Origin of the sequence: Methylobacterium sp. XJLW (genome assembly GCF_003254375.1) — a bacterium.
Classification (GTDB): domain Bacteria; phylum Pseudomonadota; class Alphaproteobacteria; order Rhizobiales; family Beijerinckiaceae; genus Methylobacterium; species Methylobacterium fujisawaense.
In genome coordinates this window covers 5,030,193-5,043,198 of record NZ_CP016429.1, presented here as the reverse complement: position 1 = coordinate 5,043,198, position 13,006 = coordinate 5,030,193, and the positions used below count along the sequence as shown (strand labels likewise).

Sequence of the window (13,006 nt, the reverse complement as noted above, 5' to 3'; positions counted from 1 at the left end):
ACGGGCGCTCCGTGTCGGGCGCGCCGATCCGCGCCCGCCCGGCACGCGCCCGGAGCGCGCCCGGAGCGCATCCGTCGCCGGTCGCCAGCACGCCGGTCAGCGGTTAAGCGTGGGCCGCCAACGGGAGGGGCAGCATGACCGACACTGTCTGGTGGAAGCGCGGGACCGTCTACCAGGTCTATCCCCGCTCCTTTCACGACACGAACGGCGACGGGGTCGGCGACCTGCCGGGCATCACGGCGCGGCTGGACTACCTCGCCTGGCTCGGGGTCGACGCCGTCTGGATCTCGCCCGTCTACCCCTCGCCCATGGCGGATTTCGGCTACGACGTGGCCGATTACTGCGGGATCGATCCGCTGTTCGGCACGCTGGCCGACTTCGATGCCCTCGTGGCGGAGGCCCATCGGCGCCGGCTGAAGGTGATCCTCGACTTCGTGCCGAACCATTCCTCGATCGCGCATCCGTGGTTCGCCGAGAGCCGGTCGTCGCGCACGAGCCCGAAGCGCGACTGGTACATCTGGCGCGATCCCGCCCCCGACGGCGGGCCGCCCAACAACTGGCTGTCGAATTTCGGCGGCCCGGCCTGGACGCGCGACGAGGCCACCGGCCAGTACTACTACCACGCCTTCCTGGCGGAGCAGCCGGACCTGAACTGGCGCAACCCCGCCGTGCGGGCGGCCATGCACGACGTGCTCCGCTTCTGGCTGGAGCGCGGGGTCGACGGGTTCCGGGTCGACGTGATCTGGCACCTGATGAAGGATGCGGGGTTCCGCGACAACCCGGCCAATCCCGACTACGCGCCGGGTTCCCCGGAGATCAACCGCTTCACCCAGGTCTACTCCGCCGACCGGCCCGAGATCTTCGACGTGATCGCCGGCATGCGGGCGGTGCTGCGCGACTACGGCGAGCGCGTCCTGATCGGGGAGATCTACCTGCCGGTGGAGCGGCTGGTCGCCTATTACGGCCCCGACCTTACCGGCGCCGACCTGCCGTTCAATTTCCAGCTGATCCAGACCCCGTGGCGGGCCGACGCGGTGGCCGAACTCGTGGCCGATTACGAGGCGGCCCTGCCCGAGGGCGGCTGGCCCAACTGGGTGCTGGGCAACCACGACCAGCCGCGCATCGCCGCCCGGGTCGGGCAGGCGCAGGCCCGCATCGCCGCGATGCTGCTGCTGACCCTGCGGGGCACGCCGACCCTCTATTACGGCGACGAGATCGGGCTCGGCCATGTTCCGATCCCGCCGGAGCGCGCCCGCGATCCCTGGGAGTACAACGAGCCCGGGCACGGCCGCGACCCGGCGCGCACCCCGATGCAGTGGGACGACAATCCCCAGGCCGGCTTCTCCACGGCCGAACCCTGGCTGCCGCTGGCGGAGGATTGGGCAGCCTGCAACGTCGAGAGCCAGCGCTCGGATCCGGGCTCGATGCTCACCCTGTACCGGCGGCTGCTCGCCCTGCGCCGCGACCAGGCGGCGCTCGCCGTGGGCGGCTACCGGGAGGTGCCGCTGGGGATCGCCGCGGTGTTCGCCTACGAGCGCTTCGCCGACGATGCCGTTCTGCGCGTGCTCCTGAACTTCGGCGCGGCGTCGCAGGATCTGCCGCTGCCCGAGGGCGACTGGACCGTGCTGCTCTCGACCCGTGCGGGGCGGGCGGGCGAGACGGTCGGCCTCACCCTGGCGCTCGGACCCGCCGAGGGGGTGATCCTGCGCCGCGGCGGGTGAGCCGGACCGGATCCGCCCATCCGGGCGCGGCGCCTCGGCGCGGGCGCCGGTCCAACGGCCCGGCGGCGCCTCATGGTCCGAGCCGGGGGCACGACATGGCTTGCGGCCGGAGCCTTTGGCTGCTGCGGCCCTCGACCGTCATCACGCGCGCGCGGCGGTGCGGTGCCTCAGGGCTGCGCGCCGTCGGCCGTCGGGCGCGGGGTGGATGGCCTCGCTCCGCTCGCAGAGACGGCAGGGCCGAAGCCCCCAGCCGGACACGGTCCAGGCGCGCAGAACGTGATTCGGGATAGGGCGGTGCCGCTGCGGCGCGGCCCTGTGCATCGACGTCGGGCCGATGCCGCCCCATCCCGGAAGCCGCCCGGCCCGCCGAAACTTGCCGCGCCGCCACGATTTCGTGCTGCGACGCCACATAGGTAAGTGAAGCTTAATTCTCACGGTGGCCTATTTTGTGCGTCGCAGCGGAACCGTCGCGACGGAGGAGTATTAGCCGTGGTTGAGATCGCGACAGCCGTGCCTGCCCGATCGTCTGCCAGACCGGGGCATTCCGCCCGGCCAGGATCAATGCTGATGCTCGATACGCGCCGTGGTGGTTCCTTCGCCGAGTGGTCGTCCGGCGAGGGGGACGGCGTCGTATCCGTACCGGTGCCGGCCCGTCCGGCCTCGCTGCGCCGCCGCATCCTGTACGCCACGCCCGAGATGGCCGACTTCGTGAAGACCGGCGGCCTCGGCGAGGTCTCGGCCGCCCTGCCCCGGGCGCTGGTGCCGCACTACGACATCCGCGTGCTGATCCCGGGCTACCGGCAGGTCCGCGCGGCGTTCCCCGAGATTCCGGTGGTCGCCCGTCTCGAGGGCTTCGCGGGGGTTCCGGCCTGCGACCTCGGCCTGGTCGAGGCGGCCGACGGCCTGCGGATCTACGTGCTGCTCAGCCCCGACCTCTACGAGCGCGACGGCACGCCCTACGGCGACCAGCACGGCGATTTCGGCGACAACGACCTGCGCTTCGCCCGCCTCAGCCTCGCGGCGGCGGACCTCGCCGCCGGCGCCGACCCCGACTGGGCGGCCGACCTCCTGCACCTCAACGACTGGCAGGCGGCCCTGGCCCCGGCTTATCTCGCCTGGCGCGGCCGGCGGGTGCCGAGCGTGCTGACGATCCACAACCTCGCCTATCAGGGACTGTTCCCCCGGGACGCCCTGCCCCGGCTCGGCGTGCCGGAGGCGGCCTTCCAGGTCGACGGCGCCGAGTTCTACGGGCAGCTGTCCTTCCTGAAGGCCGGCATCTTCTACGCCTCGCAGGTCACCACGGTGAGCGAGACCTACGCGCGGGAGATCCAGACCCCCGAGTTGGGCTGCGGCCTCGACGGGCTGCTGCGCACCCGCGCCGGTCAGGGCCGGCTCGCTGGCATCCTCAACGGCATCGACGAGACCTGGGACCCGAGCACCGACCCGCACCTCGCCACGCGCTTCGAGATCGACGACTGGAAGGGCAAGCGGGCCAATGCCGAGGCGGTACGCCAGCAATTCGGCCTCGCGGTTTCCCGCGGGCCGCTCTTCGCCATCGTGTCGCGCCTCGTCCACCAGAAGGGCATCGACCTGAGCCTGCAGGCCGCCGAGGCGATCGTGGCCGAGGGCGGCCAGCTCGTGGTGATCGGCCAGGGCGAGGGCCGGTTCGAGCAGGCGCTCCGGGGCTTGGCCAAGCGCCATCCCGAGGCGGTCGGCGTGCATGTCGGCTTCGAGGAGGCGCAGGCCCGGCGGATGTTCGCGGGCAGCGACTTCCTGCTGATGCCCTCGCGCTTCGAGCCCTGCGGGCTGGCCCAGATGTACGCGCAGCGCTTCGGCTCCCTGCCGATCGTGCGTCGCACCGGGGGCCTCGCCGACACGGTCGAGGACGGGGTGACGGGCTTCACCTTCGCGGAGGCCTCGGCCGCGTCCTTCGGGGCGGCGGTCCGCCGGGCGCTGGAGGCCTTCGGCCAGAAGAAGCGCCTCAACGCCATGCGGCGGCGGGCCATGGCGGCCCGCTTCGGCTGGGATCAGGCCGCCGACAATTATGCCGGGCTCTACGGCCGGGCCATCGGCAACAGCACCGCGCTGCGCTGGCGGGCCGCATAGGGCCTTCTCGCGGACGCAGCCGCCTCAACCCCCTCCCCCCAGAGGGGGGAGGGAGTCTCCGCTCACCCTTCCAGCAGGAAGATCATCGTGGCGAGCGGCGGCAGGGTCAGCGACAGGCTCTGCTCCTGGCCGTGACTCGCCTGATCCTCGGTGCGGCGGCCGCCCTGGTTGCCCAGGTTGGACCCGCCATACACGCCGGCATCCGAGTTGAACGCCTCGCGATAGAACCCCGCCGCAGGCACGCCGATCCGGTAGCCCTCGCGCGGCACGGGCGTGAAGTTCGAGACCACGATCGCCACCTCGCCGGGCTTGGCGCCCTTGCGGGCCCAGGCGATCACGCTGTTGTCCTGATCGTCCGCCACCAGCCACTGGAAGCCGGTATGCTCGACATCACGGCTGTAGAGGGCCGGCGTCGAGACGTAGAGCCGGTTGAGATCGCGCACCACGCTCTGCACGCCCTTGTGCAGCGGGTCGTCGAGGTGGTGCCAGTCCAGGCTGGTGTCGTGGTTCCACTCCCGCTCCTGGCCGAACTCGCCGCCCATGAACAGCAGCTTCTTGCCGGGATGCCCCCACATGAAGCCGTAATAGGCCCGGAGATTCGCGAATTTCTGCCAGCGGTCGCCCGGCATCTTGCCGAGCAGCGAGCCCTTCCCGTGCACGACCTCGTCGTGGGAGAGCGGCAGGACGAAATTCTCCGAGAAGGCGTAAAGCAGCCCGAAGGTCAGGTTGTGGTGGTGGTAGCGGCGGTGGATCGGATCCTCCTGCATGAAATGCAGGGTGTCGTGCATCCAGCCCATGTTCCACTTGAAGCCGAAGCCCAGACCGCCCGTATAGGTCGGGTGCGACACGCCGGGCCAGGAGGTCGATTCCTCCGCCACCGTGATCGTCCCGGGGGCGTGGCTGTAGGTCGCCTCGTTGGTCTTCCGCAGGAAGTCGATGGCGTCGAGGTTCTCGTTGCCGCCGTAGCGGTTCGGGATCCACTCGCCCTGGCGGCGGGAATAGTCGAGGTAGAGCATCGACGCGACGGCATCCACGCGCAGGCCGTCGAGGTGGTAGTGCTCCAGCCAGAACCGGGCGTTGGCGGCGAGGAACGTCGCGACCTCGGTGCGCCCGAAATTGTAGATGTAGGTGCCCCAGTCCTGGTGGAAGCCCTGGCGGGGATCGGCGTGCTCGTAGAGGTGGGTGCCGTCGAACTGGCCGAGCCCGTGGGCGTCGAGGGGGAAGTGGCCCGGCACCCAGTCGAGCAGCACGCCGATCCCGGCCTCGTGGGCGGCGTCCACGAAGGCGGCGAAATCCTCCGGCGTGCCGAAGCGGCTCGTCGGGGCGAACAGCGAGACCGGCTGATAGCCCCAGGACCCGTCGAACGGGAACTCGGTGATCGGCAGCATCTCGATATGGGTGAAGCCCAGATCCTTGACGTAGGGGATCAGCCGTTCGGCGAGCTCCCGGTAGGTCAGGTAGCGGTTCCCCTCCTCGGGCACCCGCGCCCAGGAGCCGAGATGGACCTCGTAGACCGAGATCGCCGCGTGGCGCGGGTCCTTGGCGCCGCGGGTGCTCATCCAGCCCGAATCGCGCCAGTCGAACTCGCCCGACCCGTGGGTGACCGAGGCGGTCTCCGGCGGGTGCTGGGCCGCGAAGGCGACCGGGTCGGCCTTGAGCGGCACCAGGGCGCCGTCGGGGCCGCGGATCTCGAACTTGTAGCGCACGCCGGCCTTGAGGCCCGGCACGAACAGCTCCCAGATGCCGCCGTCCTGCCAGAGGCGCATCGGGTGGCGGCGCCCGTCCCAGTCATTGAAGTCGCCGACGACGCTGACCTTGCGGGCGTTCGGGGCCCAGACGGCGAAGCGGAAGCCGTCGATGCCGTCGAGCTGGCCCGACTGGGCGCCGAGCATCCGGTAGACGAGGTTGGTGCCGACCTCGCGCAGCGTCGCCACGTCGTATTGCTCGATGGAGGAGCCGAAACCATAGGGGTCGTAGCGGCGGCGCTTCGTGCCGTCCCAGGATTCGACCTCGATCTCGTAGAGCGGCCGGTGCTCGCCCTCGACCCGCGCGACCCAGAATCCGTCCGGATGGCGCTTCTCGAACGGCACGGTGCGGCCGTCCATCACCAGGGTGGCGGCCCGCGCCTCGGGAAGCACGGCGCGCACCTCCCAGGCCTTGGGCCCGACCCGGTGGGGGCCCAGCACCGAGAACGGGTCGCCGTGATTGGCCGCCATCAGGGCCGCGATCGCGTCCGGATGGACGCTCGGCGGCTGCGCGACGCCGGAGCCCGGGACATCCGCGTTCCGCGCCGTCCCCGCTTCCGGGGCGGCCCGTCGTGCGAAGGTCTCGTCGATCGCCGTCATTCCAATGCTCCGGGCTCGTGTCCGTCCGTGTCCAGAATGGTCAGAACCCCACGGGCGGGGATTTCGATCCAGTCCGGCCGGTTGTTGGCCTCGTAATCGACCTCGTACAGGGCCTTGGTCAGCAGGCAGAGGCGCAGCAGCCGCGCCCGGCTTCCCAGGTCGGTCACGGCGGCGCGCGAGCCCTCCACCGCGGACTCGTAGCCGGCGAGGAACGCCGCCTCGATCATGCCGCGCCACGCCGTGGCGGCGTCCCGCGCCCGCCCCTCGGAATCGGCGAACCGGGCGGTGATCTCCCGGATCACCGTCTCGGCGCCGTACGCGAAGGAGCGCATCAGCCCGGCGACGTCCCGCAGGGGCATCGACTTGGCCCGGCGCTCGTCGGCCGGACGCGAGGGCTCGCCCTCGAAGTCGACGATGATCAGGTCGTTCTCGGCGACCAGCACCTGTCCCAGGTGGTAGTCACCGTGGATGCGGGTCTTGTGGGCGCCCCGGACCGGCTCGGCGGTGAGCGCGGCGATCAGGGCCTCGACCTCGCCCCGGCGCTGGCCGAGTTCCGCGCAGGCCGGCTTGCCGGCATCGAGCCCCCGGTCGGCCAGGCCCTTGAGCGCCCGGAAGGCACGCTCCGCCTGGTGGCGGGCGTCGCGCGCCAGCACCGCGAGATCGTCCCCGGTGAACGGCTCGGCCGCGAAGGCCGGATCGTCGGTCTCGATCGCCAGCGCCGCGTGCAGCTCGGCGGTGCGCCGCCCGAGCAGATCCGCCCAGGGCCGGTGGGCCTGGAACGCCTCCTCGGGGCTGGCGGCCTCGCTCTCGGGGGTGAGCACGACGGTCTCGAAGTCCCGGCGCAGGCCCTCCAGCATCAGGGTCCAGGCATCGCCCTGGTTCACGACGAATTTCTGAAGGATCGCGAGGGCCGTCCGGGTCCCGTCCTCGGCGACGTGCTCCAGCGTGCCGAGCAGGGCGGGGGTATTGGAGAAACCCGCCTGCTCGGTGAGGAAGCGCCCGACCTCGATCTCGGGATGCAGCCCCGGCTGCAGGCGGCGCAGCAGCTTGAGCATCATCTTCGAGCCGACGGCGATCGAGGTGTTGCTCTGCTCCGCCGACAGCCGGCGGATATCGGCCACGTCGACCGTGACCTCCGGGTCGAAGGCCGAGGTGACGGCGAAGACGAGGCGGCCGCTCTCCGTGGGGATCACACGGCCCTGGCGCATGTCGTCGATGAGGCAGGCGGCGAAGTCGTTGGAGCCGGCCGCGCCGTAGAGCAGCCCGGTCCGCGGGCCGCGGCGCACCCGCGCCACCGCGAAGGGCATCAGCGCCTCGTCCTCGCGGCCCTCCTCGACGCCGACCGGCATGAAGTACTCATGGCTCTCGCCGTTGGCGAGCTGCACCTGCAGCCGCGGCAGCAGGAAGCGCGCGCTCCCGTCGACGTCCTTCAGGGCGGCGCAGTCGACCACCTTCGTGGCCTTGATCCGCGAGCCCTTGGCGCCGAACCAGCGCCGGCTCGTCAGGAACGGCGGCACCACCGTGCGCTCAAAGGCGACGCGCTCACGCCCGCTCATCAGGGTCTCGATCCCGCCGGTGAGCACCAGGGTGAACAGCTCTGGCGGCTCCTGCTGCGGGCCGACCACCCCGGAGCGCGCGGCGCTCAAGCTGAACCAGTAGAAACCGTAGGACGGCAGGGTCAGCAGGTAGGGCAGATCGCCGATCGGCGGGAACTCGGTGCCGCCGGTGAGCTCGATCGGCACCGCGGTGCGCAGTTCCGACAGGTCGAGCTGCACCGCCTGGGGCGCCCGCGACAGGTTCGCCACGCACAGGATCCGCTCGTCCTCGTGCTCGCGGATCCAGGCCAGGACCTTCCGGTTGCTGGGATAGAGGAACTGGATCGTGCCGCGCCCGAGGGCGACGCTGTTGTTGCGGATCGCGATCATGCGCCGCGTCCAGTTCAGCAGGCTCGTCTGCGCCTGGGTCTGCGCCTCGACGTTGATGGCGTCGAAGCCGTAGATCGGGTCCTGGATCGCCGGCAGGAACAACTTCTGGGGGTTCGCCCGGGAGAAGCCGCCGTTGCGGTCCGGGGACCATTGCATGGGCGTGCGCACGCCGTCGCGGTCGCCCAGATAGATGTTGTCGCCCATGCCGATCTCGTCGCCGTAGTAGAGCACCGGCGTGCCGGGCATCGACAGGACGAGGGACTTCATCAATTCGATCTTGCGCCGGTCGTTCTCGAGGAGCGGCGCGAGGCGGCGGCGGATGCCGAGATTGATCCGGGCGCGGCGCTCTGCGGCGTAGAACGACCAGAGGTAGTCACGCTCCTCGGCGGTGACCATTTCGAGCGTCAGCTCGTCGTGGTTGCGCAGGAAGATCGCCCATTGGCAGCCCTCCGGAATCTCCGGGGTCTGGCGCATGATGTCGGTGATCGGGTGCCGGTCCTCCCGGGCGATCGCCATGTACATCCGCGGCATCAGCGGGAAGTGGAACGCCATGTGGCATTCGTCGCCGTCGCCGAAATACTGGGCGGTCTCCTCCGGCCACTGGTTGGCCTCGGCCAGCAGCATCCGGTCGGGGTAGCTGGCATCGAGGGCGGCGCGGATCTTCTTGATGACGTCGTGGGTCTCGGCGAGGTTCTCGCAGTTCGTGCCGTCGCGCTCGATCAGGTAGGGGATCGCATCGAGGCGCAGGCCGTCGACGCCCATGTCGAGCCAGTAGCGCATCACCTCGATGACGGCCTCGAGCACCGCCGGGTTGTCGAAGTTCAGGTCCGGCTGGTGGCTGTAGAACCGGTGCCAGAAATACTGCTTGGCCACCGGGTCCCAGGTCCAGTTGGACGCCTCGGTATCGAGGAAGATGATCCGCGTGTCCCGGTACGGCTCGTCGGTGTCCGACCAGACGTAGAAGTTGCGCTCCGGCGAGCCGGGGGGCGCCTCGCGGGCGGCCTGGAACCAGGGGTGCTGGTCGCTCGTGTGGTTGATCACGAGTTCGGTGATGACCCGCAGGCCCCGGGCGTGCGCCGCCTCCACGAAGGCCTTGAAGGCCTCCATGGTCCCGTAGGACGGGTTGATGTCCCGGTAATCGGCGATGTCGTAGCCGTCGTCGCGGAGCGGCGAGGGATAGAACGGCATCAGCCAGATCGCCGTGACGCCGAGATCGCGGACGTAGTCGAGGCGCTGGGTCAGGCCCTCGAAGTCGCCGATCCCGTCGTTGTTCGAGTCGAAGAACGACTTGACGTGGATCTGGTAGATGATGGCGTCACGGTACCATTGCGGGTCGCTGCGATCGATCATCGCGTCGCTGCCTCATCGGTCGAATCTGACGGGACCGGCGGTGGGAACCGGCCGGGAGCGGGCGGACGACCGCCGCGCGGGTGCAATGGTCGGCGACGGGAAGGCCCGCCGCCGGGGTCAGGTGCCACGGTCAGGTGCCACGGGTGGCCTCAGCCCGCAACCCGCCGCGGCGCCCGCAGGCGCCAGATGACGCAGGATCGCTCGGCCGGATCGAGGGCGATGCGGTGGGATTTGCCGCGCAACTCGAACGTGTAGCCCTGGAGCAGGTCCTCGACCTCGACGGCGCCGTCGTCGGGCAGGCCGAACAGCCAGAGCGGCACCTCGTAGGTGCATTCCTGGCGGTTCTTCGGGTCGAGGTTGACCATGGTGAAGATGCAGTTGTCGCGCTCCGGCGTCGCCTTGGCGTAGGCGATGATCTGGTCGTTGAAGGCCCCGGTGAAGACGACGTTGCGGAAATCCCAGAGGGCGGGGTTCTCGCGCCGGATCGTGTTCAGCTTGACGATGTGCTCGCGGATGTTGCCCGGCCGGTCGTAGTCCCAGGCCTTCAGCTCGTATTTTTCCGAGTTCAGGTACTCCTCCTTGCCCGGATACGGCGCGGCTTCGCACAGCTCGAAGCCGTTGTAGATGCCGTAGACCGACGACAGGGTCGCGGCCAGGGTTCCGCGGATGACGAAGCCGGCGCGTCCGCTGGTCTGAAGGAAGTAGGGATTGATGTCGGGCGTATTCGCAAAGAAATTCGGGCGGTAGTACTCGCCCATCTCGCCGGCCAGCTCCAGGGCGTAGTCGGTCAGCTCCTGCTTGGTGTTGCGCCACGTGAAGTAGGTGTAGCTCTGCTGGTAGCCGGCCTTGGCGAGCTTCTTCATCATCTTCGGCCGGGTGAAGGCCTCGGCGAGGAAGATCGCGTCCGGATAGCGCCCGTTGACCTCGCCGATCACCCATTCCCAGAACGGGATCGGCTTGGTGTGGGGGTTGTCGACCCGGAAGATGCGCACGCCCCGGGCGCACCAGCCGAGCAGGATGTCGCGCAGCTCGATCCACAGCCCGGGCAGGGCGCCGCCGTAGAAGTGGACGTTCGAGATGTCCTCGTACTTCTTCGGGGGGTTCTCGGCGAATTTCAGCGTGCCGTCGGGGCGCCACTCGAACCATTCCTGATGGTTCTTGATCCAGGGATGGTCGGGCGAGCACTGGATCGCGAAGTCGAGGGCGATCTCCATCCCGTAGGCGTGGCTCGCCGCGACCAGCCGCTCGAAATCCTGAAGGGTGCCGAGGTCGGGATGCACGGCCTCGTGGCCGCCCTCCGCCGCGCCCACCGCGTAGACCGAGCCGACATCGCCGGGCTCGGCCGTGAGGGTGTTGTTCTTCCCCTTGCGGTTGGTCCGGCCCACGGGATGGATCGGGGTGAAGTAGAGGACGTCGAAGCCGAGCTCGCGGATCTCGGGCAGGCGCCGGATGACGTCGTCGAAGGTGCCGTGGCGGTTCACGTCCATCGACTGGGAGCGCGGGAAGATCTCGTACCAGGCGGAGAACCGGGCCGCGAGGCGGTCGGCGATCACCGGCAGGGTCACGGGATAGCGGGTCAGGTTCACCCGCTCGGCGTTGCGGCGCACGAGGCTCGACGCGTCGGGCTGGAGGATCCGGTCGAGCTGGGCGGCCGAGCCGGTCTCCTCGGCGGCGAGCGCGGCGACGAGCGCGGCGAGCCGGTCGGCGTCGCGGCCGCCCCGGGTCCGGGCCAGCGAGGCGGCGGTCCCGACCAGGGCCACGCCCTCGATCGTCTCCAGGCGGACATCGACGCCGGCGCCGCGCTTCTTCAGGGTGTCGCGCACCCAGGACGAGAAGGCGTCGCGCCACGCGATCAGGGTGAACTCGTAGCGGGCGTTGCGCTCCAGGGGGAAGTGCCCGGCCCAGCGGTCGTTGTCGACGAAGACCATCGGGTCCTCGCGCCACGCGTCGCTGCCGGCGACCCGCGACAGGATCGCGGCGTCGATGATCTCGTGGCCGTCGGAGAAGATGTCGGCCTCGACCCGCAGGGACTCGCCGACGATCCGCTTCACCGGCGAGCGGCCGCCGTCGAGCTCAGGGCTGACCGCCTCGATCACCACCCGCCCCTCCCCGTCCGGGGTGCCGCGCTCGGGGAGCCGGGCGACCTCCTGGGCGCTGGCCGCCAGGATGCGCAGCTCGCCCGGCATCAGGTCGATGGCGCTGCCGGGATGGAACGCGATCGGCTCGGCGTCGGGCGTCCGGTCGACGAAGGTGCCGAGCATCCCGCCGGTGCGGGCGATGAGCGACCCAGCCTCGACCGGCACCGGCTTGTCGGTCGGGTTGTAGAGCACGATCAGCCCGTGCCGGGCCGAGGCCGGGTGGCCGGTGTCGAAGCGGGCGAGCGCCACGCAGTCGCTGTCGGGGGACGAGATCCGGATCTGCGCGCCCTCGACATTGGCGGCGGGCAGCTCCGCCCGCAGGGCGTTGACCGCCCGGATGAAGCCGGAGATGTCGATGCCGGTCTCGTGCTCGCGGTCGCCCGGGGTGGTCTCGACCACGTGCAGCGCCCGGCGGTAGCCCCATTCGTAGCCGATCGGCATCAGCACGCCGGCCGAGAAGAAGGCGGCCAGCGCGTAGCGGGTGCGCAGATGGGCCGCCACCGCCTCAGGGCCGCCGCCGATCCCGGCGGCGAGCCGCGTCATGTCGTGGTTCTCCGGGAAGGCGATGGAGGGCGCCAGCACCCGCAGGCGCTCGTACTGCTCCAGGGCCCAGGGCTTCTTCAGGTCCCACCACGCGAAGGAGTTGAACAGGTAGTCGAAGCCGGCGCCCGCCGTGGCCCGGGCCTCCTCGAAGGTGCAGCCCAGGGTCTCGGCGGCGAAGAGACAGGCGGGATCGCGCCCCTTGGCCTCCCCGATCAGGACGCGCCAGGTCTCCGGCGGCACCTTGTAGGCCGCATCACAGCGGAAGCCCGCCACGCCGAGGTCCTGGAGCCGGGCCACGTAGGCGCCCCAGATCCGGGTCAGCTCATCCCGGGCAGCCGGCGTGTGGTAGTCGAGTTCGGCTAGGTCGCCCCAGACGGTGCGGATCGACGGATCGTCCGGATCCACCGCCGCCGGGTGCATGATCGAGCCGTCGGGCTCCTTCATGAACAGGTCGGGCCGCTCCGTGGCGAGGCGGGCGTTGTCGGCGGTGTGGTTGATCACGAGGTCGGTCATCACCGACAGGCCGAGGGCCTGCGCGGCCGCGCAGAAGCGCTGGATCTGCGCGTCGTCCGGCGTGCCGTCCGGGTCGCGGAACCGCTCGTCGAGCCGCTCGGGATCGGCCACCGCGTAGAGGCTCCGGGAGCCGCCGGTCTGGTGGAACGGGTTCAGGTAGATCCAGTCGAAGCCGAGCGCGGCGATCCGCGGCAGCTCGGCGGTCCAGTCCGCGACGCGCCCGACCAGGAGCGGGAACAGGTTGTAGATCCGCGGCCCCTCGGCCCGGGGCGCCAGCGCGGCCGGCAGGACGGCCTCGGCCCCGGTCGTCGCAGCGGCTTTGGTCGGTGCGTTCATGCTGGCTTCTGGCTCCCGTTCCTGTGTCG

General features: G+C 70.5%; 5 protein-coding genes. 2 read left to right on the top strand and 3 right to left on the bottom strand.

Going from position 1 to position 13,006, the window contains the following annotated elements:
* The first annotated feature begins 134 nt into the window (after positions 1–134).
* Both A3862_RS23310 and glgA read left to right on the top strand, forming a co-directional pair.
* Positions 135–1,721 carry an alpha-amylase family glycosyl hydrolase gene (locus A3862_RS23310; RefSeq protein WP_043756748.1) on the top strand — a complete coding sequence of 529 codons (1,587 nt, stop codon included), beginning with the start codon at positions 135–137 and terminating at the stop codon, positions 1,719–1,721.
* Between the two features lie 567 nt (positions 1,722–2,288).
* Positions 2,289–3,827, top strand: a complete 1,539-nt coding sequence (glgA, locus tag A3862_RS23305; RefSeq protein WP_043761084.1) for a glycogen synthase GlgA — start codon at positions 2,289–2,291, stop codon at positions 3,825–3,827.
* A 62-nt stretch (positions 3,828–3,889) separates the two neighbouring features.
* Here glgA and glgB read toward each other — a convergent pair whose 3' ends face one another.
* From glgB to A3862_RS23290, 3 genes are all read right to left on the bottom strand, one after another.
* Positions 3,890–6,172: a 1,4-alpha-glucan branching protein GlgB gene (gene glgB / locus A3862_RS23300; RefSeq protein ID WP_111474023.1), complete on the bottom strand. Its 2,283-nt coding sequence runs from the start codon at positions 6,170–6,172 to the stop codon at positions 3,890–3,892.
* Positions 6,169–9,447, bottom strand: coding sequence for a maltose alpha-D-glucosyltransferase (gene treS / locus A3862_RS23295; protein WP_043379728.1), 3,279 nt, complete (start codon positions 9,445–9,447; stop codon positions 6,169–6,171). The genes glgB and treS overlap by 4 nt, the downstream gene beginning before the upstream one ends.
* A 149-nt stretch (positions 9,448–9,596) precedes the next feature.
* Positions 9,597–12,977, bottom strand: a complete 3,381-nt coding sequence (locus A3862_RS23290; RefSeq protein WP_111474022.1) for a maltotransferase domain-containing protein — start codon at positions 12,975–12,977, stop codon at positions 9,597–9,599.
* Positions 12,978–13,006 lie beyond the last annotated feature (29 nt).

Coding starts and splice junctions, on each gene's coding strand:
- A3862_RS23310 (WP_043756748.1), top strand. CDS start 135: ATGACCGACACTGTCTGGTGGAAGCGCGGGACCGTCTACCAGGTCTAT.
- treS (WP_043379728.1), bottom strand. CDS start 9,447: ATGATCGATCGCAGCGACCCGCAATGGTACCGTGACGCCATCATCTAC.
- A3862_RS23290 (WP_111474022.1), bottom strand. CDS start 12,977: ATGAACGCACCGACCAAAGCCGCTGCGACGACCGGGGCCGAGGCCGTC.
- glgA (WP_043761084.1), top strand. CDS start 2,289: ATGCTCGATACGCGCCGTGGTGGTTCCTTCGCCGAGTGGTCGTCCGGC.
- glgB (WP_111474023.1), bottom strand. CDS start 6,172: ATGACGGCGATCGACGAGACCTTCGCACGACGGGCCGCCCCGGAAGCG.